At 71.8% G+C, this 20,024-nt stretch carries 19 protein-coding genes; 17 read left to right on the top strand and 2 right to left on the bottom strand.

Annotated elements, in window-relative coordinates; all coding sequences use genetic code 11:
* The first annotated feature begins 1 nt into the window (after window position 1).
* From bchI to ACMV_RS20805, 6 genes are read left to right on the top strand one after another with little or no spacing between them, the layout of a single operon-like run.
* Window positions 2–1,024, top strand: a complete 1,023-nt coding sequence (gene bchI, locus ACMV_RS09435) for a magnesium chelatase ATPase subunit I (RefSeq protein ID WP_013640263.1) — start codon at window positions 2–4, stop codon at window positions 1,022–1,024.
* Window positions 1,021–2,721, top strand: a complete 1,701-nt coding sequence (locus tag ACMV_RS09430) for a magnesium chelatase subunit D (RefSeq protein WP_013640262.1) — start codon at window positions 1,021–1,023, stop codon at window positions 2,719–2,721. Before bchI ends, ACMV_RS09430 begins: the two co-directional genes overlap by 4 nt.
* Window positions 2,718–3,641 (top strand): alpha/beta fold hydrolase BchO, encoded by a 924-nt coding sequence (gene bchO / locus ACMV_RS09425; protein WP_013640261.1) that lies wholly within the window; start codon window positions 2,718–2,720, stop codon window positions 3,639–3,641. Before ACMV_RS09430 ends, bchO begins: the two co-directional genes overlap by 4 nt.
* A complete protein-coding gene (crtI, locus tag ACMV_RS09420; protein WP_013640260.1) occupies window positions 3,638–5,167 on the top strand; it encodes a phytoene desaturase family protein in 1,530 nt (509 codons plus the stop codon). The genes bchO and crtI overlap by 4 nt, the downstream gene beginning before the upstream one ends.
* Window positions 5,148–6,212 (top strand): phytoene/squalene synthase family protein, encoded by a 1,065-nt coding sequence (locus tag ACMV_RS09415; protein ID WP_048857831.1) that lies wholly within the window; start codon window positions 5,148–5,150, stop codon window positions 6,210–6,212. The genes crtI and ACMV_RS09415 overlap by 20 nt, the downstream gene beginning before the upstream one ends.
* 13 nt (window positions 6,213–6,225) lie before the next feature.
* The gene (locus ACMV_RS20805; RefSeq protein ID WP_154653538.1) at window positions 6,226–6,363 is read left to right on the top strand and encodes a hypothetical protein; all 138 of its coding nucleotides are present in this window, start codon (window positions 6,226–6,228) and stop codon (window positions 6,361–6,363) included.
* Window positions 6,364–6,416: 53 nt separating this feature from the next.
* Here ACMV_RS20805 and ACMV_RS09410 read toward each other — a convergent pair whose 3' ends face one another.
* A complete protein-coding gene (locus ACMV_RS09410; protein WP_013640258.1) occupies window positions 6,417–7,346 on the bottom strand; it encodes a carotenoid 1,2-hydratase in 930 nt (309 codons plus the stop codon).
* Window positions 7,343–8,806, bottom strand: a complete 1,464-nt coding sequence (gene crtD / locus ACMV_RS09405) for a 1-hydroxycarotenoid 3,4-desaturase CrtD (protein ID WP_456236368.1) — start codon at window positions 8,804–8,806, stop codon at window positions 7,343–7,345. Before crtD ends, ACMV_RS09410 begins: the two co-directional genes overlap by 4 nt.
* A 150-nt stretch (window positions 8,807–8,956) precedes the next feature.
* On the opposite strand from crtD, the gene ACMV_RS09400 reads away from it, so the two are divergent.
* The 11 genes from ACMV_RS09400 (at window position 8,957) to pufC (ending at window position 19,581) form a co-directional block, all read left to right on the top strand.
* Window positions 8,957–9,826, top strand: a complete 870-nt coding sequence (locus tag ACMV_RS09400) for a polyprenyl synthetase family protein (RefSeq protein ID WP_013640256.1) — start codon at window positions 8,957–8,959, stop codon at window positions 9,824–9,826.
* 10 nt (window positions 9,827–9,836) lie between these two features.
* Window positions 9,837–10,964 (top strand): methyltransferase, encoded by a 1,128-nt coding sequence (locus ACMV_RS09395; protein WP_013640255.1) that lies wholly within the window; start codon window positions 9,837–9,839, stop codon window positions 10,962–10,964.
* A gap of 117 nt (window positions 10,965–11,081) precedes the next feature.
* Complete coding sequence (gene bchC, locus ACMV_RS09390; RefSeq protein ID WP_013640254.1) at window positions 11,082–12,020, top strand: chlorophyll synthesis pathway protein BchC; 939 nt, start codon at window positions 11,082–11,084, stop codon at window positions 12,018–12,020.
* Window positions 12,017–12,985: a chlorophyllide a reductase iron protein subunit X gene (locus ACMV_RS09385; RefSeq protein ID WP_007423561.1), complete on the top strand. Its 969-nt coding sequence runs from the start codon at window positions 12,017–12,019 to the stop codon at window positions 12,983–12,985. Before bchC ends, ACMV_RS09385 begins: the two co-directional genes overlap by 4 nt.
* Before the next feature lie 2 nt (window positions 12,986–12,987).
* Window positions 12,988–14,400, top strand: coding sequence for a chlorophyllide a reductase subunit Y (bchY, locus tag ACMV_RS09380; RefSeq protein WP_013640253.1), 1,413 nt, complete (start codon window positions 12,988–12,990; stop codon window positions 14,398–14,400).
* Window positions 14,400–15,836, top strand: a complete 1,437-nt coding sequence (gene bchZ / locus ACMV_RS09375; RefSeq protein ID WP_013640252.1) for a chlorophyllide a reductase subunit Z — start codon at window positions 14,400–14,402, stop codon at window positions 15,834–15,836. The genes bchY and bchZ overlap by 1 nt, the downstream gene beginning before the upstream one ends.
* A gap of 181 nt (window positions 15,837–16,017) precedes the next feature.
* Window positions 16,018–16,254, top strand: a complete 237-nt coding sequence (gene pufB / locus ACMV_RS09370) for a light-harvesting antenna LH1, beta subunit (RefSeq protein ID WP_007421832.1) — start codon at window positions 16,018–16,020, stop codon at window positions 16,252–16,254.
* 13 nt (window positions 16,255–16,267) lie between these two features.
* On the top strand, window positions 16,268–16,450 hold the full coding sequence (pufA, locus tag ACMV_RS09365) for a light-harvesting antenna LH1, alpha subunit (RefSeq protein ID WP_007421831.1): 183 nt from the start codon (window positions 16,268–16,270) through the stop codon (window positions 16,448–16,450).
* A 98-nt stretch (window positions 16,451–16,548) separates the two neighbouring features.
* On the top strand, window positions 16,549–17,385 hold the full coding sequence (gene pufL / locus ACMV_RS09360; protein WP_007421830.1) for a photosynthetic reaction center subunit L: 837 nt from the start codon (window positions 16,549–16,551) through the stop codon (window positions 17,383–17,385).
* A gap of 55 nt (window positions 17,386–17,440) precedes the next feature.
* Window positions 17,441–18,430 (top strand): photosynthetic reaction center subunit M, encoded by a 990-nt coding sequence (pufM, locus tag ACMV_RS09355; protein WP_013640250.1) that lies wholly within the window; start codon window positions 17,441–17,443, stop codon window positions 18,428–18,430.
* Window positions 18,427–19,581 carry a photosynthetic reaction center cytochrome PufC gene (gene pufC / locus ACMV_RS09350; protein ID WP_013640249.1) on the top strand — a complete coding sequence of 385 codons (1,155 nt, stop codon included), beginning with the start codon at window positions 18,427–18,429 and terminating at the stop codon, window positions 19,579–19,581. Before pufM ends, pufC begins: the two co-directional genes overlap by 4 nt.
* Window positions 19,582–20,024: the final 443 nt, after the last annotated feature.

Raw genomic sequence — 20,024 nt, 5'->3', positions numbered from 1 at the left:
CATGGGCCCGTATCCGTTCAGCGCGATCGTCGGCCAGGCGGAGATGAAGGAGGCGCTGCTGATCGCGGCGATCGAGCCGGCGCTCGGCGGGGTGCTGGCGCTGGGCGATCGCGGCACCGGCAAGTCGACCGCGGTGCGGGCGCTGGCGGCGTTGCTGCCGGCGGTGAGTGCGGTGGCGGGCTGCCGCTATCGCTGCGATCCGGCCGATCGGCGGCGGCTCTGCCCGGAGTGCCGGGCGCGTCGCGTCGGCGGGCGGTTGCCGCGCGAGCGGGTGCGGGTGCCGGTGGTCGACCTGCCGCTCGGCGCCACCGAGGACAGGGTGGTCGGCGCGCTGGACATCGAGCGCGCGCTCGCCGACGGGGTCAAGGCCTTCGAGCCGGGGCTGCTGGCCCGCGCCAATCGCGGCTTTCTCTATATCGACGAGATCAATCTGCTGGAGGATCATCTGGTGGATCTGCTGCTCGATGTCGCGGCGTCGGGCGAGAACGTGGTCGAGCGCGAGGGGCTGAGCCTGCGCCACCCGGCGCGCTTCGTGCTGATCGGCAGCGGCAACCCCGAGGAGGGCGAGTTGCGGCCGCAACTGCTCGACCGGTTCGGGCTGTGCGTCGAGGTCAGGACGCCGACGGATATCGGCGAGCGGATCGAGGTGGTGCGGCGGCGCGATGCGTTCGAGCAGGACCCGGCCGGCTTCGCGCGGCGCTTCGCGGCGGCGGAGGCCGGGCTGCGCGAGGCGATCGTCGCGGCGCGGCGGTTGCTGCCGATGGTCGCGGTCGCCGACGAGGTGCTGGCGCTCGCCGCCCGGCTGTGCGTGGCGCTCGGCACCGACGGGCTGCGCGGCGAGTTGACGCTGCTGCGCGCGGCAAGGGCGAAGGCGGCGCTGGAAGGCGAGATCGCGGTGACGCCGGCGCATCTGCGGGCGGTGGCCCCGGCGGCGCTGCGCCACCGGCTGCGGCGCGATCCGCTCGATGAATCGATGGCCGGCGCGCGGGTCGATCGCGCGCTCGACGAGGTGTTCGTCGCATGAGCCCGATGCCGCCGCCGCGCCCGGCGCGCAGTGCGGCGGTGGTCGCGGCCCTGTTCAGCCTCGACCCCGCGGGGCTGGGCGGCATCTGGGTTCGCGCGCCGTTCGGCCCGGCGCGGGACGGGTTTGTCGAGCATGTCCGCGCCCTGCTGCCGGCGGGGGCGGCGATGCGGCGGGTGCCGGCCGGGATCGATGACGGACGGTTGCTCGGCGGGATCGATCTCGCGGCGAGCCTTGCCGCCGGGCGCCGGGTGATGGCGGCCGGCCTGCTGGCGGAGGCGGCGGGCGGCGTGCTGGTGCTGCCGATGGCCGAGCGGCTCGACCGCGCCCTGTGCGCGCGGCTGGCGCAGGCGCAGGAGGGCCGGTTCGGCGCTATCGCCCTCGATGAGGGGATCGGGCCGGAGGAGCATCTCGCCCCCGCGCTGGCCGACCGCATGGCCTTCGCCCTCGATGCCGCCGATCTGCTGGCGCGGCGTCCGCCTGCGCGGGTGCGCGGGCTCGGTGCGGCGCGGCGGCGGCTGGCGCGGATGCGGATGGACGACGGCGTGGCCGAGGCGCTCTGCCATGTGGCGGCGCAGCTCGGCATCTTCTCGCTGCGGCCGGTGATCCTCGCCATGCGGGCGGCGCGGGCCGCCGCGGCGCTGGCCGGCCGCCGCAGCGCCGGCGAGGAGGACGCGATGCTGGCAGCCCAGCTGGTGCTCGCCCATCGGGCCACCCGCTTGCCGGCGGCGGAAGAGGACACGGACGCGGAACCAGAGTCCGCGCCGCCGCCGGCGTGCGGCGACGAGGCGGCGGAGGCGGCGCCATCCGAGACCGAGGGCGAGCAGGCGGCGGACCGGGTTCTCGATGCCGCCCGCAGCGCGCTGCCACCGGAACTTCTGGCCGCGCTGCTGCTCGGCCAGGGCCGCCGCGGCACTGCCGGCGGGCGCGCCGCAGCCCCTGCCGCCGCGACCGCCGCGCATGGAAGGCCGCTCGGCGCGCGCCCCGGCCGGCCGGGGCGGGAGCATGGCCTCGCCCTCGTCGAGACGCTGCGGGCCGCCGCCCCGATGCAGGCGCTGCGCCGGCGCGAGCGGCCGGATCATCCGGGGCGGGTCATCGTTCTCGGCGGCGATTTCAGGGTTCGCCGGCATCAGGCGCCGGTCCGCTCGGTGGCGATTTTCGCGGTCGACGCCTCCGGCTCGTCGGCGCTGAACCGGCTGGCGGAAGCGAAGGGCGCGGTGCAGCTGCTGCTGGCCGATTGCTATGTGCGGCGCGACCAGGTGGCGCTTCTGGCGTTCCGCAACCGCGGCGCGGAGCTGCTGCTGCCGCCCACCGCGGCGCTGGCCCGCGCCCGGCGGAGCCTTGCGGCACTGCCCGGCGGCGGGGCGACGCCGCTGGCCAGCGGGATCGACGCCGCGCGGGACATGGCACTCGGCGCGCGGCGGCGGGGCAACCGGCCGCTGCTGGTGCTGCTGACCGATGGCGGGGCGAATATCGGCCGCGACCGGCAGCCGGGCCGCGCGGCGGCAGCGGCGGATGCGCGGGCGGCGGCGTCTGCCTGTGCCGCCGACGGAATTCCCGCCCTGGTGATCGACACGGCGCCGCGGCCGAACGCTTTCGCCGCCGAACTCGCCGGCGCGATGCGGGCGCGCTACCTGCCACTGCCCTTTGCCGATGCGCGCGCGCTGAGCCGGGCGATCCGCACGGAGCAGGCCGCATGAGCGCCGCCCTCGCGCTGTGGGACCGGGTGTTCGACGCCGATGCGCCCGACTGGGAGACCGACGGGCGGGACTGGCCGAACCGGGCGGCGAGCCGCTTCGTGACCGCCGGCGGGCTGCGATTCCACGTTCAGGTGATGGGGGCGGGGCCGGTTCTGCTGCTGCTGCACGGCACCGGGGCGGCGACCCATTCCTGGCGCGCGCTGGCGCCGCTGCTGGCGCGGGACTTCACCGTGATCGCGCCGGATCTGCCGGGCCACGGCTTCACCGCGGCGCCGTTCTGGCCGCGCATGTCGCTGCCCGGCATGGCCGGGGCGATCGCGACATTGCTCGACGTGCTGGAGGCGCCGCCGGCGCTGGTGGCCGGGCATTCGGCGGGGGCGGCGATCCTGGCCGAGATGTGCCTGCAGGGGCGGATCGCGCCGGCGGGGCTGGTCAGCCTCAACGGCGCGCTGCTGCCGCTCAAGGGCGTTGCCGGGCAGGTGTTCTCGCCGCTGGCGCGGCTGTTCGCGCTCAACCCGCTGGTGCCGCGCGTGTTCGCCTGGCACGCGGCGGACAAGGCGGTGGTGGCGCGGCTGCTGCGCGGCACCGGATCGCGCATCGATGCGCAGGGGGCGGAATTCTATGCACGGCTGGCGCGGCGCAGCGGCCATGCGGGGGCGGCGCTGATGATGATGGCGAACTGGGACCTCGCACCGCTGGCCGCGGCGCTGCCGCGTCTCGCGCCCAGGCTTTTGCTGATCGTGGGGGCGGCGGACCGCTCGATCCCGCCGGCCGATGCGCGGGAGATCGCGCGTCTTGTGCCGGGGGCGCGGGTCATCGTGCTGCCGCGTCTCGGCCATCTCGCGCATGAGGAGGCGCCGGAGCCGGTCGCCGGGGAGATCGCCGGCTTCGCGCGCGAGATCGGGGTGCTGGCGGCATGAACGTGATCGCCCGTCGGGATGTGGCACCGGAGGCGATGGCGAAGCGGCCGCATGCCATCGTGATCGGGGCGGGGTTCGGCGGGCTGGCCGCCGCGATCCGGCTCGGCGCGCGGGGCTGGCGCGTCACCGTGCTGGAGCGCTGCGAGCAGCCCGGCGGCCGGGCCTCGGTGTTCCGGCAGGACGGGTTCGTGTTCGATGCCGGCCCGACCATCATCACCGCCCCGTTCCTGCTGGAGGAACTCTGGGCGCTGGCCGGCGGGCGGATGGCCGACGATGTCGATCTCCGCTCGATCGACCCGTTCTACCGCATCCGCTTCGATGACGGCATGCATATCGACTGCTCCGGCGATCATGCCGCGATGTGCGCGGAGATCGGCCGGCTCGCGCCCGGCGATGTCGCCGGCTACGAGCGCTTCATCGCGATGACCGAGGAGATCTACCGGATCGGGTTCGAGCAGCTCGGCCACGTGCCGTTCGGCCACTGGACCGACATGGCGCGCATCCTGCCCGACCTCGTGCGGCTATCGGGCCATCGCAGCGTGCACGGGCTGGTCGCGCGGCATGTGCGCGATCCGCGGGTGCGCGCGGCGCTGAGCTTCCATCCGCTGCTGGTGGGCGGCAATCCGTTCCGCGTCAGCGCCATCTACGCGCTGATCCTGCATCTGGAGCGCCGGCATGGCGTGCATTTCGCGATGGGCGGGACCGGGGCGATCGTCGCCGGGCTGGCGCGGCTGATCGAGCGGCAGGGCAACCGCATCCGCTGCAACACGCCGGTCGACCGGATCCTCGTGCGCGAGGGGGCGGCCAGCGGCGTTGAACTCGCGGATGGCAGCCGGATCGCGGCGGATATCGTGGTCTCGGACGCCTGCACCGGGTTTACCTATGGCCACTTGCTGCGCGGGGTGGCGCGGCGGCGCTGGACCGACCGCAAGCTCGCCGCGGCGCGCTACTCGATGGGATTGTTCGTCTGGTATTTCGGCACCGACCGGCAGTTCGGCGAGGTGCCGCACCACACGATCGTGATGGGGCCGCGTTATCGCGGGCTGCTCGACGATATTTTCGAGAAGAAGCGCCTGGCGCCGGACATGAGCCTCTATCTGCACCGGCCGACGGCGACCGATCCGGCGCTCGCGCCCGCGGGGTGCGACGCCTTCTACGCGCTGGCGCCGGTGCCGCATCTCGGCGGCGGCCAGGACTGGGCGCGCGAGGCCGAGGCGTTCCGCCAGCGGGTCGAGCGGCGGCTGGAGGAGACGGTGATGCCGGGGCTTGGCGGGCACATCGTCACCTCGCGGGTGATGACGCCGCGGGATTTCGCCACGCGCTACGATTCGACCTTGGGCGCCGGCTTCGGGATGGAGCCGGTGCTGACCCAGAGCGCCTGGTTCCGCCCGCACAATGCGAGCGAGGATGTGCGCAACCTGTTCCTGGTGGGCGCGGGCACCCATCCCGGCGCCGGGGTGCCGGGCGTGCTCTCGACCGCCCGGGTTCTCGATACGGTGGTTCCCGATGCCAATGCGTTCGTCTGATCCCGACATCGCCGCCTGCGCGGCAAGGCTGCGGCGCGGCTCTGTCAGTTTCCACGCCGCCTCCCGCCTGCTGCCGGCGGAGGTGCGCGCCGCGGCGACCGCGCTCTACGCCTTCTGCCGCGAGGCCGACGACGCGGTCGACCTTGCCGCCGACAAGCAAGCCGGGGTTGCGGCGATATCGGCGCGGCTGGAGGCGATCTGCCGGGGCGTGCGGCTCGACGATCCGGTCGATCGCGCGTTTGCCGCGACCATCGCCCGGCACGGTATCCCGCATGCGCTGCCCGAGGCGCTGATCGAGGGGCTGGCCTGGGACGCGGCGGGGCGGCGCTATGCCACGCTGGCGGAGCTGCGCGCCTATGCGGCGCGGGTGGCGGGGTCGGTCGGGGTGATGATGGCGATGCTGATGGGCGCGCGGGACGAGGCGAGCCTTGCCGCCGCCTGCGATCTCGGCCTCGCGATGCAGCTGACCAACATTGCCCGCGATGTCGGCGAGGATGCGGCCGAGCGCCGGCTCTACCTGCCGCTCGACTGGCTGGACGAGGCGGGGCTGGAGCCCGAGCGGTTCCTCGCCCGCCCGGCTTTCACTCCGGCGCTGGCACAAGTGATCGGGCGCCTGCTGGAGGAGGCCGAGCGGCGCTATGCGGCCGCCGGACGGGGCATTGCCGCGCTGCCGCTGGCCTGCCGGCCCGGCATTGCGGCGGCGCGGCGGATCTATCGCGAGATCGGCCGGCTTCTGGCGGCGAACGGGCTCGACTCGGTCTCCACCCGCACCCGCGTTTCCAGCCGGCGGAAGCTCGGGCTGGCCGCACTCTCGCTCGCCGATGCCGCGACCGCCGGGCTCTGGGCGCCGCTTGCCGCATCGCCGCCGCCCTGCCCGGAAATGCGGTTCCTGATCGAGGCGGCGGCATCCGGCGGCGAGACGGTGGGGGCGGCGGCGCGGGTGATCCTGCTGATCGACCGGCTGGAACGCGAGGAACGCGCGGCGCGGATGATTGCGGCCGGGGCGCGCCGCCCGCTCGTCTGCGGCGCGGCGGAGCCGGCGTGATGGAAGAAGTGTGATGGAAGCCTGGGCCAGCCACTATGCGACCTTCCTGGAGTTTTCCGGCATCGACGTGCTGGTGCTGGCCGCCGCCGTCTGGTCGCTCGTGTCGGTGCGGCGGAGTCTGCGGCGGGACCGCGAGCGCGACGGCTCCTAGAGCACGTTCCGATCCTTTCGGATCGGATGATGCTCTGATCGGCTGCCTCAATCTCAGATGAACCGTCGCGGCATGCGGAAGGGCAGCATGAACTGGACGGCGGGATGGACGAGACGGTCGCAATCGAGCGTTTCGTGCACGGCCTCGACCGGTTCGCCGCCGAGCGAGGCGCCGATGCGGGCGCGGGCGTAAAAGGGCGTATCCTCGAGATTGCGGATGAGGCTGGCGCCGCCATCGCTGCGGGTTTCGCGCGCGAGGCGCCAGCGCGTCGCCGGCAGGGCGGCGGCGGGCGGGGGCGTGAAGGCGGTGGCACCGCCGCCGGCGGCGAAGCCCAGCGCGAGCGAGGTCTGCCCGCCGTCGCGCCGCTCCGCGTGATAGAGGATCGCGGCACCCTGCCGCGTTGCCGCGCGCGACCAGTGCCAGCGCCGAAAGGCATGCGCGATCGGCTCGTCGCCGTCGTTGCGATCGAGATAGGCGTTGCCTTCCCAGGCGAGCTCCGGCGCGGTGAAGGCGACGCGGATGCGCGCGCAGGGGGCGAGCGGCTGCCAGCGGTGCCGGCCCGCCGCATCGAGCTTGTAGGTGGTCGGTTCAAGGGCATGGGGGACGAGGCGGACCGTGCCGCGCACCCGGCGCGGCAGCGGGTTCGACCATTCGGCGATCTCGGCGGCAAGCCCGCCGGCATCGACGGCGAGCCGGCTCGGGCCGATGGCGAGGCTGTCGGCCTCGGCCCGCAGGCTGTGGCGGCGGCGCTCGGTCATGGTCCAGCGGTTGCCGCGGGGCCCGTAGAGGGCGAGGTTGATGGCGACGAAATCCTCAGGTGCGGCCCTGCCGGGGGCGAGGCGACGGGCGGCGGCGTAATAGGGCGAGAACACCGAGCCGATGAAGGCGATCAGGGTGAGCGCGTGGCGCCCGTCGTCGCTCAGCGCGTCGACATACCACCAGGCATAGCCGCCGCGCGGGACCGGGCGATCGAAGCGGATCATTCCGCATCCGCCATGATGGCGGCGGCGGCGAAACTGCCGGAGAGCGCGGCCATCGGCAGGCCCGGGCCGGGATGCGCCGAGCCGCCGGCGAGGTAGAATCCCGGCAGCGCGGTGCGCGCCCGCGGGCGGGCGAAGGGGTCGCGCCAGCCGGCGAGGTCGCGGCCGTAGAGCGCGCCGCCGGCGCCGGGGAACAGGCGCTCGAAACCGGGCGGGCCGGTGACGGAACTGCCCACGATGTCGAGTGTGAGGCCGGCGGCGGCGAGGCGGGCGCGCACCCGCGCCCAGCAGGCGTCGGTCGCGGCGTCGTCCGGCGCGGCGCGGTCGCCGAGCGGCGGGGCGTTGACCAGCACCAGCAGGCGTTCCGCAGCAGGATCGGGGTTTCGCGGGGCGCGGTCCGGAGTACGATCCTGGGCGCAGACATAGATGGTCGGGTCCGGCGGCAGCGTGCCGGCGGCGAGGGCGGCGAACTCGGCGGGGTAGTCGCGGCTGAAGAACACGTTGTGATGGCTGAGCGGGAAGCCGCGCGCATGGGCGACGACCTGCCAGGTCACCGCCGAGAGCGAGCGCGGGGCGGCGGCGGCGCGGCCGAGGGCGGCGCGGGCGGCGGCGCCGAGGCGGCCGGCGCCGATCGCGCCGATCTCGCCGGCGGCGATGACCGTGCGGCCGGCGATCTCCGAACCGTCCGCGAGGCGGACGCCGCTGACGCGGGCGCCATCGGTCAGCACCTCGGCCACCGGCGCGCCGAGGTGGAAGCGCGCGCCGTGGCGGCCGGCGGCGCGCATCAGGGCGGAGGCCAGCATCTTCATGCCGCCCTCGATCGTCCATACGCCGCGCTGCTCGGCATGGGCGATCAGCATCAGCGTCGCTGGCGCGGCGAAGGGCGAGGCGCCGGAATAGGTCGCGTAGCGAGCGAAGAGCTGGCGCAGCCTCGGATCGGTGAAGCGGCGGCCGAGAACCGACCACAGGCTGGCAAAGGGCGAGGCGCGGCCGAGGGCCAGCAGGCCGGCGAGGCCGGTGCGGCGGCCAAGGCCGAGAAGACCGGGCGCGGGGTTGCGCATGAAGGCGGCATCGAGCGCGTCGTAGAGCGCCCGGCTGCGGCGGCAGAAGACGCCGAATTCGCGGGCGGCGCGCGGGCCGAAGGCGGCGAGGATGGCGGCCTCGCTCGCCTCCGCGGTCTGCCGCAGGTCGAGCCGGGTGCCGTCCTGCCAGTGATGCCGGGCGATGACATCGAGCGGCGCGAGGCGAAGCTCGGCCGCGAGGCTGGTGCCGGCGGCGCGCAGCAGGTCGTCGAACACGTGGCGCATCGTCACCACCGTCGGCCCGGCATCGATGGCGCGGCCGGCGACGGCGACCGCGCGCAGCTTGCCGCCGGGTGCTGCCGCGCGGTCGAACACCACGACGCGGCGGCCGGCGGCGGCGAGGCGGATCGCCGCGGCGAGGCCGCCCATGCCGGCGCCGATGATCAGGACCGTCGATGTGTCTCGTGCGGAAATCGCGGGGTCCTCCGTTGCGGGCGAGTATCCGAAATTACTTGACTGAGTGTCAACCAAATCGCACAGTAAAAAACGACAATAAAAAGTGACAAACGGCTCAACCATCGGAGGTCCGTCATGGATGCCATGTCGCTCATCGAATCCACCCTCACCACTGCCATGCTGCGGGCCGAAACCGGCGGCGGGCCGCCGAAGCTGGCGGCGGCGATGCGGCACGCGGTGTTTCCGCGCGGCGCGCGGGTGCGGCCGCGACTGTGCCTCGCCGTGGCCTCGGCCTGCGGGGCGGACCGGTTCGACGCGGCGGTGGCGGCGGGGGCGGCGCTGGAATTCCTGCACTGCGCCTCGCTGGTGCATGACGACCTGCCGTGTTTCGACGATGCGGCGACGCGACGCGGCCGTCCCTCGGTGCATGCCGCGTTCGGCGCGCCGATCGCGGTGCTTGCGGGCGATGCGCTGATCGTGCTGGCGTTCCAGACCCTCGCACTTGGCTGCGCAGTGCAGCCTGGCCCGGTGATCGCGCTGAGCGGGATCGTCGCCGAGGCGGTGGGCATGCCGGGCGGGATCGTCGCCGGCCAGGCCTGGGAGAGCGAGGACGAGGTGGATCTCGCGCGCTACCAGCGGGCCAAGACCTCGGCGCTGTTCGCGGCGGCGGCGATGGCCGGGGCGGCGAGCGCGGGCGAGGATCCGCTGCCGTGGCGGGCGCTGGGGGACAATCTGGGCGATGCCTATCAGATCGCCGACGATCTTTGCGATGCCGCCGGGGATGCGGCTTCGTGCGGCAAGCCGGTCGGGCGCGACGCCGCGCTGCACCGGCCGAGTGCCGTGCGGCGCTTCGGCATCGAGGGCGCGCTCGACCTGCTGGACGAGGTGGCCGAACGCGCGGCCTCGTCGATCCCCGATTGTCCGGGCGTGGCGTCGCTGCGCGCGCTGATCGTGCAGGAGGCGAAGCGGCTGGTGCCCAAGGGGCTGGCCCGCGCGGCGGCCTGAGGCGCGCGCGGTGACGGCGAGCGCGTCGGGCTTCGTGGACCCGCCGGTGCCGGCCTGGCAGCGGCGCTGGCGGGATCTGCGCAACCGGCTGCTTGCGAACGGCACCTTCCAGGATCTTGCGGCGCGCTTTCCGCCGACCCGGTTCGTGGCGCGGCGGGAGGCGCGGGCGCTGTTCGATCTCTGCGCCGGCTTTGTCTATTCGCAGACGCTTGCGGCCTGCGTCGAGCTCGACCTGTTCGCCCAGCTGGCGAAGGGGGCGGAGACGGTCGAGCATCTCGCCGCGCGCGGCCGCCTCGCGCCGGCGGCGCTGCTGCGGCTCGCGCGGGCGGGTGCGGCGCTGCGGCTGCTGGAGACCGATGGCGCGCGGGTGGCGCTCGGCCCGCTGGGTGCTGCGCTGCTTGCCAATCCCGGCATCGCGGCGATGGTCCGGCATCATGCGCTGCTCTATCGCGATCTCGCCGATCCGGTCGGCCTTCTGCGCGGCGAGACGAACGCGACCCTGGCGGGGTTCTGGCCGTATGAGGGCGGCGACGCGCCGCGGGCGGATGCCTATTCGCAGTTGATGGCGGCATCGCAGCCGATGATCGCCGCGGGGATTCTCGCCGCCTGGAAATTCCGCCGGCACCGGCGGATTCTCGATGTCGGCGGGGGCGATGGCCGGTTTCTCGAGGCGGTCGCCGCCCGCGCACCGGCGCTCGCGCTCATGCTGTTCGACCTGCCGGATGTGGCGGCGCTGGCGCGGGCCCGCTTCGCCCGCGCGGGGCTCGCCGGGCGGGCCGCCGCATGGGGCGGCGACATGCGCGTCGACCGGCTGCCGGAGGGGGCGGACATCGCCACCCTCGTCAGGGTGCTGCACGATCACGACGACGACGATGCGATGGCGATCCTGCGCAATGTCCGCGCCTGCCTGCAACCCGGCGCGACCCTGCTGATCGCCGAGCCGCTGGCCGCGGCGGCGGGGGCGGCGCCGGTCGGCGATGCCTATTTCGGTTTCTACCTGCTGGCCATGGGGCGCGGCCGGCCGCGGCGCGCTGCGGAGCTGGCCGCGATGGCGGAGCGCGCCGGTTTCATCGGGGCGCGGCAGATCGCCACGCCGCAGCCGCTGCTGACCGGGCTGATCGCGGCACGCGCCGGATGAGCCGGGGCAATAAAAGAAGCGTTGACTGTAAGTTTAGATTGACATTTTGTTTTGTACTTGTAGGCTGACATTTACAATACGACCGCACGGCTCGCGGCACTCCAGAGGGGACGTGCCTTGCTCGACAGTCTCGCCATCATCATCGAAAGACCGTTCGACCTGTCGCTCCGGCGGGTGAGGCTCGATGCGCCCGCGGCCACGGATGTGGTGGTCGAGGTGGCGTGGTCGGGGGTGAGCACCGGCACGGAGAAGCTGATCTTCACCGGCGAGATGCCGCCCTTTCCGGGCATGGGTTATCCGCTGGTGCCGGGCTACGAGGCGACGGGCACGATTGTCGAGACGGGGCGCGAGGTGCGCGGCCGGCTGGGCGAGACGGTGTTCGTTCCGGGAGCCCGCTGCTTCGGTGAGATGCGCGCGCTGTTCGGCGCGGATTCCCGACATTTGGTGGTGCCGGCCGAGCGGGCGGTGCGGGTTCCCGCCGCACTCGGCGCGAACGCGACCCTGCTGGCGCTGGCGGCAACCGCCCGGCATGCGATCAGGGTTGCCGGCGGCGCGCCGGAGCTGATCGTCGGGCATGGCGTTCTCGGCCGGTTGATCGCCCGCCTCGCGACGCTCGATGGCGGGGCGCCGGTGGTCTGGGAAACCAGGGCGGCGCGGTTCGCGGGGGCGCGAGGCTACGAGGTGCGGGCCGCGGCGGACGATTCGCGGCGGGATTATCGCACGATCATCGACGCCTCGGGCGATTCCGCAATTCTCGACCGGCTGATCGGGCGCCTCGCGCCGGGGGGGATGATCACCCTCGCCGGGTTTTACGCCGCCCCGCTCGGCTTTGCCTTTCCCCCGGCCTTCATGCGCGAGGCGCGGATTGCCATCGCCGCCCAGTGGCAGCCGGAGGATCTCGCCGATGTCGCCGCGCGCGTCGCGGCGGGGCGGCTCGACCTGTCCGGCCTGGTGACGCACCGGGTGCCGGCGGCGGACGCGGCGCAAGCCTATCCCGCCGCCTTCAACGACGATTCCTGCCTCAAACTGCTCATCGACTGGAGAGACATGACATGAACGCAAGCGCCGGCCGCACGGCTCCCGATACCGAGATTGGCGCGAGCGCGAATCCGGCGAAGAAGACCCAGATCATCGCGATCTACGGCAAGGGGGGGATCGGCAAGAGTTTCACCCTCGCCAACCTGTCGTATTCGATGGCGCAGCTCGGCAAGCGGGTGCTGCTGATCGGGTGCGACCCGAAAAGCGACACGACCTCGCTGCTGTTCGGCGGCAAGTCGTGCCCGACGATCATCGAGACCTCGGCGCGGCGCAAGGCCGCCGGCGAGGCGGTGGAGATCGGCGATGTCTGCTTCAAGCGCGACGGGGTGTTCGCCATGGAGCTGGGCGGCCCGGAAGTCGGGCGCGGCTGCGGCGGACGCGGGATCATCCACGGGTTCGAGCTGCTCGACAAGCTGGGCTTTCACCAGTGGGATTTCGATTACGTGCTGCTCGACTTCCTGGGCGACGTGGTCTGCGGCGGGTTCGGCCTGCCGATCGCCCGCGATCTGTGCCAGAAGGTGATCGTGGTCGGCTCGAACGACCTGCAATCGCTCTATGTCGCCAACAATGTCTGCTCGGCGGTGGATTATTTCCGCAAGCTCGGCGGCAATGTCGGCGTTGCCGGGCTGGTGATCAACAAGGATGACGGCACCGGCGAGGCACAGGCTTTCGCCGCGGCGGCGGGGATTCCGGTGCTGGCCGCGATTCCGGCGGATGAGGATATCCGCCGCAAATCGGCGAATTACGAGATCGTCGGGCGGCCCGGCGGGCGCTGGTCGCCGCTGTTCGAGGCGCTGGGCGTGCAGGTGGCCGAGGCGCCGCCGATCCGCCCGACGCCGCTGAGCCAGGACGGGCTGCTCGGCCTGTTCAAGGGCGACGCGGTGGGCCGCGGCGTGGTGCTGGACCCGGCGAGCCTTGAGGACATGTGCGGTTCGGACGTGCTGAACCGGCCGTCCCTCGAAGTCGTCTACGAGGGGGCCTGACCATGCCCCCGCCGGAGGGAACGATCGCGCGGCCGCAGGACTCCGGCTGCCATGGCGGGCGGGAGACGATGCGCGAGGCCGCCCGCGCCGCCGGCAAGTCCGCCGTGCTGGAGCGGCTCGCCGCCGATTACCCGCAGGGGCCGCACGACCAGCCGCAATCGATGTGCCCGGCCTTCGGGTCGTTGCGCGTCGGCCTGCGGATGCGGCGGGTGGCGACGATCCTGTCCGGCTCGGCCTGCTGCGTCTACGGTCTCACCTTCACCTCGCATTTCTATGGCGCGCGCCGCAGCGTCGGCTACGTGCCGTTCGATTCCGAGACGCTGGTGACCGGCCAGCTCTTCGAGGATATCCGCGACGCGGTGCGCCGGACGGCGCAGCCGGACGCGTATGACGCCGTCGTCGTCATCAATCTGTGCGTGCCGACCGCTTCGGGCGTACCGCTCGACCTGCTGCCGCGGGAGATCGACGGTGTGCGGGTGATCGGCATCGACGTGCCGGGCTTCGGCGTGCCGACCCATGCCGAGGCGAAGGACGTGCTGGCCGGGGCGATGCTGCGCTATGCGCGGCGCGAGGCCGAGGCCGGGGCGGTGGCGCGGCCGCGCGCGGGGCTTGCCGAGGAGCGGCGGATCACCCTGCTGGGCGAGCTGTTTCCGGCCGATCCGCCAGGGGTCGCGGCGATGCTGGCGCCGATGGGGCTCGGCGTCGGGCCAGCGGTGCCGGCGCGGGAGTGGCGGGATCTGTACGGCGCGCTCGATTGCGTGGCGGCTGCCGCGGTGCATCCGTTCTACACCGCCAGCGCGCGGGAATTCGAGGCCGCGGGCCGCACGCTGATCGGCTCGGCGCCGGTGGGCGAGGAGGCGACGGCCGACTGGCTCGACGCCGTCGGCCGCGTCGCCGGGATCGAGGCGGCGCGGATCGACCGGGCGAAGGCCGCGGCGATCGCCCCGGTGCGCGCAGCACTCGCCGCCAACCCGGTTTCGGCGCGGATGATCGTTTCGGGCTACGAGGGGTCGGAGCTGCTGGTCGCGCGGCTGCTGATCGAGGCGGGGGCGGAGATCCCCTATGTCGGCACCGCGCTGCCGGCGACGCCGTGGAGCGAGGCGGACCGCGCCTGGCTCGCCCAGCAGGGCACGCATGTGCAGTTCCGCGCCTCGCTCGAACAGGATTGCGCGGCGCTGCGCGACGTTCGCCCCGACCTCGCCTTCGGCACCACGCCGCTGGTGCAGGCGGCGAAGGAGGCGGGTGTGCCGGCCGTCTATTTCACCAACATCGTGTCATCGCGGCCGATCTTCGGCGCATCCGGTGCCGCGGCACTCGCTGCCATCGTCGCGGCGCAGACGCGCGGGCGCGAGCGGTTCGGCCGGATGATCGGGTTCTTCGCCGGCGATGCGGCGCAGGCGGAGGAGGTTTGCTGATGCTGGTGCAGGATCATGACCGGGCGGGCGGGTATTGGGGCGCTGTCTACGCCTTCGCCGCGATCAAGGGGTTGCGCGTCGTCATCGACGGGCCGGTGGGTTGCGAGAATCTGCCGGTGACGGCGGTGCTGCACTATACCGACGCGCTGCCGCCGCACGAGCTGCCGATCGTGGTGACGGGGCTCGACGAGGAATCGCTCTCGATGAGCGGCACCGAGGGGCCGATGAAGCGCGCCGCCGGGATCGGCGACCAGAAGATTCCCGCCGTCGTCGTCACCGGCTCGATCGCCGAGATGATCGGCGGCGGGGTGACGCCGGAGGGCTCGAACCTGCGGCGCTTCCTGCCGCGCACGATCGACGAGGACCAGTGGCAGTCCGCCGACCGGGCGATGGTGTGGCTGTGGAACGAGTTCGGCAACGCGAAGGCGAAGCGCCCGGAGCGCAAGGCGGGCAAGCCGCGCGTCAACATCATCGGGCCGATCTACGGTACGTTCAACATGCCTTCCGATCTCGCGGAGATCCGCCGGCTGGTCGAGGGGATCGGCTGCGAGGTCAACCTGACCTTCCCGCTCGGCGCCGACCTCAAGGACACGCCGCTGCTGGCCGATGCGGATGTCAATGTCTGCCTCTATCGCGAATTCGGCCGCAAGCTCTGCGAGGCGCTGGGCAAGCCCTACCTGATGGCGCCGATGGGGATTTTCGCGACCACGAATTTCCTGCGCAAGCTCGGCGAACTGGTCGGTGTCGATCCCGAGCCCTTCATCGCCCGCGAGAAGGAGACCACGATCAAGCCGATCTGGGATCTGTGGCGGAGCGTGACGCAGGATTTCTTCGCGACCTCGTCGTTCGGGGTGGTGGCGACCGAGACCTATGCCCGCGGCCTGCGCCGCCTGCTCGAGGAGGAGCTCGGCATTGCGTGCAGCTTCGCGATCGCCCGTCGCCCCGGGGTGAAGCCGGACAACGACGCGGTGCGCGCGGCGATGGCGGCGACCCCGCCGCTGGTGCTGTTCGGCTCGTATAACGAGCGGATGTATGCGGCGGAGCGCGGCGGCCGCTCGGTCTATATTCCGGCGTCGTTTCCGGGGGCGATCATCCGCCGCGCGACCGGCACGCCGTTCATGGGGTATGCGGGTGCGACCTATGTCGTGCAGGAATACTGTAACGCGCTGTTCAACGCGCTGTTCAACATCCTGCCGCTCGGCGCCGATCTCGACCGGATCGAGCCGACGCCGGCGCGCGCCGATGCGGGCGAGGCCTGGGCCCCTGATGCGGCCGCGGCGCTCGACCGGCATCTCGCCCATGAGCCGTTCCTGATCAGGATTTCCGCGGCCAAGCGCCTGCGCGACCGCGCTGAGCGGTGCGCGCGCGAGGCGGGTGCCGCGCGCGTCGAGGCGGCGCATGTCGCCGTGGCGCTGCGCGAGACGGTGCCGGCATGACCGCTTCACCCGACAGAGCCGCACCTGGGCCGACCCTGGTGCTGCCCCTCCTGCTTGCCCCAGCGGCGAGGCTCCCCCATCGGCCGCCCGCCGCACGGCGCCGGCCGTCCCCCCGCGCGGGGTTCGCGCGGAACTGGCAGGCGAGGGCAACCGCGCCGGCCACAACGAGGATAACAGTCTGATGTCCATGACCACACATGATCGGGAAGGGTCGTTATCCGGCCTGACCGAACGGGAGGCGAAGGAGTTCCACTCGATCTTCATCGCCAGTTTCATCGGCTTCACCGTCATCGCGATCATTGCCCACTTCCTGGTGTGGCAGTGGCGCCCGTGGATCCCGGGTCCGCACGGCTATGTCACGGGGTTCCTGGATAACGCGCATATCGGGGTGAAGATGCTCACCTCGCATATCGGATAAGGGAGGACAGACCATGTGGCGCATGTGGCTTCTTTTCGATCCGCGCAGGGTGCTGACCGCGCTTGGCGTGTTCCTGTTCGCGCTGGCGATCCTGATCCACTTCATCCTGCTGAGCACGCCGCGTTTCGACTGGCTCGGCGGCGCCCCCGCGATGACGACGATGCAGCAGCAGTCGGCCATGCCGGCAAACAAGTAACGGGGCCTGCCAAACCCTTCAGATGATCCCGGTGCCGGTCGGCTCGTGCCGACCGCGCCGGGGGGAGGGGCCCCAACCGAACGGTGAGGAACTGCCCGATGGCACTGCTCAGTTTTGAAAGAAAATACCGCGTCCGCGGCGGGACCCTGATCGGCGGGGACCTGTTCGATTTCTGGGTCGGGCCGTTCTATGTCGGCTTCTTCGGTGTGACCGCCGCCTTCTTCATCATGCTCGGCACGGCGCTGATCATCTGGGGCGCGGCGCTCGGGCCGACCTGGAACATCTGGCAGATCAGCATCGCGCCGCCCGACCTTTCCTACGGGCTCGGCCTCGCGCCTCTGGCCAAGGGCGGGCTCTGGCAGATCATCACGGTCTGCGCGATCGGCGCCTTCGGCTCCTGGGCGCTGCGCGAGGTGGAGATCAGCCGCAAGCTCGGGATCGGGCTGCACGTGCCGGCGGCGTTCAGCGTCGCGATCTTCGCCTATGTCACGCTCGAGGTCATCCGCCCGCTGCTGATGGGCGCCTGGGGCAACGGCTTTCCCTACGGCATCATGAGCCATCTCGACTGGGTGTCGAACACCGGATACGCCTATCTCAATTTCGAATACAACCCGATGCACATGGTCGCCGTGACGCTGTTCTTCACGACGACGCTCGCCCTCGCGCTGCACGGATCGCTGGTTCTGGCCGCGATCAACCCGCCGGCGGGCGAGACGGTGAAGTTCGCCGAGCACGAGGACACGTTCTTCCGCGATTTCATCGGCTACTCGATCGGCACGCTGGGCATTCACCGGCTCGGCCTGTTCCTCGCCCTCGGGGCGGGGTTCGCCAGCGCCACCTGCATCCTGCTCTCGGGCCCGTTCTGGACCCAGGGCTGGCCCTCGTGGTGGGGGTGGTGGCTGCATCTGCCGATCTGGCAGTTCGGCGGTCATTGAGGTGCGCCATGCAAGACCGCACCAGTCATAACCTTCAAGCAGTCCGGGGGCTCGGATGATCGAATATCAGAACATCTTCACGCGGGTGCAGATCCGTGGGCCGCTGCATGACGGCGTTCCGGCGCCGGCGGGTGTGTGGGGCCGGCAGGGCAAGCCGTTCTTCAGCTACCTGCTCGGCCAGATCGGCAACGCCCAGGTCGGCCCGATCTATCTCGGCTCGCTCGGCGTCGCCTCCATCGCCTGCGGCCTGATCGCCTTCGAGATCATCGGGCTGAACATGATGGCCTCGGTGAACTGGAGCCCGATCCGCTTCGTGCGCGACCTGCCATGGCTCGCGCTCGAACCGCCGCCGCCGGCCTACGGGCTGCGGCTGCCGCCGATGGACCAGGGCGGGTGGTGGCTGCTGGCCGGATTCTTCCTGACCACCTCGCTGCTGCTCTGGTGGCTGCGGGTCTACCGCCGCTCGAAGCAGCTCGGCCTCGGCACCCATACCGCCTGGGCCTTCGCCTCGGCCATCTGGCTGTTCCTCGTGCTCGGCTTCATCCGCCCGCTGCTGATGGGCAGCTGGGGCGAGGCGCCGCCCTTCGGCATCTTCCCGCATCTGGACTGGACCGTCGCGTTCTCATTGCGATACGGCAACCTGTATTACGATCCGTTCCACATGCTCTCGATCGTGTTCCTGTATGGCTCGGTCCTGCTGTTCGCGATGCATGGCGCGACCATTCTCGCCGTCAGCCGGTTCGGCGGCGAGCGCGAGGTGGAGCAGACGGTGGACCGGGGCACCGCATCGGAGCGCGCCGCGCTGTTCTGGCGCTGGACGATGGGGTTCAACGCGACGATGGAGAGCATCCATCGCTGGGCCTGGTGGTTCGCGGTGCTGACCACGCTGACCGGCGGGATCGGCATCCTGCTCACCGGCACCGTCGTCGACAACTGGTTCCTGTGGGCGGTGAAGCACCATGTGGCGCCGGCCTATCCGCACATCTACGGGCATATCGCCGATCCGGCGCAGGGTGCGGCCGCGGGCAAGGGGACAATGCCATGAAAGTCACGATCACCCTGCTCGCCCTGATCGGCGGCATGACGGCGATGGTCATCGGCGTGCTGACCTTGCAGCCGCCCACGGTGCGCTCGGTGCAGCGCGGCTATCGCGGCACCGGCCAGCAGCTCGAATACAGCCCGGCGGTGATCGCCGCCGCCTTCGCCGCCAACCAGGCGCCCACCGCCCTGCCGCAGAACAATGCCGGGCCGCCGGCCGGCACGATCTACAAGAACGTTCAGGTACTCAAGAACGTTCCGGCCGGCGCCTTCGCGCGGATCATGGTCTCGATGGTGCAGTGGGTCGCGCCGAAACAGGGCTGCGGCTACTGCCACGTCGCCGGCAATTTCGCCTCCGACGCCAAGTATCAGAAGCGGGTCGCGCGGCGGATGCTGGAGATGACGATCTTCATCAATGCCGACTGGCAGACGCATGTGAAGAAGGTCGGCGTCACCTGCTATACCTGCCATCGGGGCAACAACGTGCCGAGCCGGGTCTGGTTCGAGGGCGTCGCCCCGCCGCATGCGGGCGGGCTGCTGCAGACCGACAGCGGCGAGGCGCGGCCCTCGGCGGTGGCGGATGGCTCGGCGCTGCCGGCCGATCCGCTCACGCCCTTCCTGCTCGGGCACGAGCCGATCCGGGTGACCGGTACGACCGCGCTGCCCACCGGCAACCGCCACTCGATCCAGCAGACCCAGTGGACCTATGCGCTGATGATGCACTACGCGACGGCGCTGGGGGTGAACTGCGATTTCTGCCACCAGACCCGCGCCTTCGCCGACTGGTCGGAAAGCACGCCGCAGCGGGTGACCGCCTATTACGGCCTGCACATGGTCCGCGCGCTCAACAACGACTATCTGCTGCCGCTGACCGGCACCTTCCCCAAGGCCATGCTCGGCCCGGCCGGCGATGTGGCGAAGGTGGACTGCGCGACCTGCCACCAGGGCGTGTTCAAGCCGCTCTATGGCGCGCCGATGGCGAGCCAGTTCCCCTATCTCCGCGGTCCCGCCGCGCTCGCCCAGCCCGATCCGAAGGCGGCGGCGGCGCATGGCGAGGACAACCCGGCGATGATCACCATGGCGTCCGCCCCGGCTTCGGGCAGCGCCAAACCGACAGCGTCCCCCGCCCCGACCGGGGCGGGTGCACCGGGCCAATAGCGCCGCGGCTCCCCGGCGTTTGCCCGATACTTGGCGTGGGTCGAAAGGCCCACGCCTTTTTATGCGTCACTCGGCCTTGGTGGCCGCTTGCCATTGGGAGGTCGGGGATCTGTTCTGGGACCTTGGCAGGAAGAAGGATCGGGATGGCAAGGAACCATACGCTGGAAGATCACGGGCGAGCTGCGTGAGGTTGTGCAGGCGAAATTATCAAATCCCGCGCGACGCCGGCGCTGTATCGATCACATCAGAGGAAAAAAAGGCCGTCTCTGAGCGGTGCCATCCTCCACGGCAGGTTTCGGCAATGGAGGCTCACCGCGGAACAGATTGCCGGGCTGGAAGGCCGCGCCAGGGATCCGGCCACCGGCAGGCGCGTCTCCTGGATAAACCCCATGACGGAATGGGTACGTGATGAAGTGCCGCCTCTGCGGCTGCCGCAGAGGCGT

Source organism: Acidiphilium multivorum AIU301 (genome assembly GCF_000202835.1).
Taxonomy (GTDB): Bacteria; Pseudomonadota; Alphaproteobacteria; order Acetobacterales; family Acetobacteraceae; genus Acidiphilium; species Acidiphilium multivorum.
The sequence above is the reverse complement of the archived record's forward strand: the minus strand, read 5'-3'. Positions and strand labels throughout refer to the sequence as shown.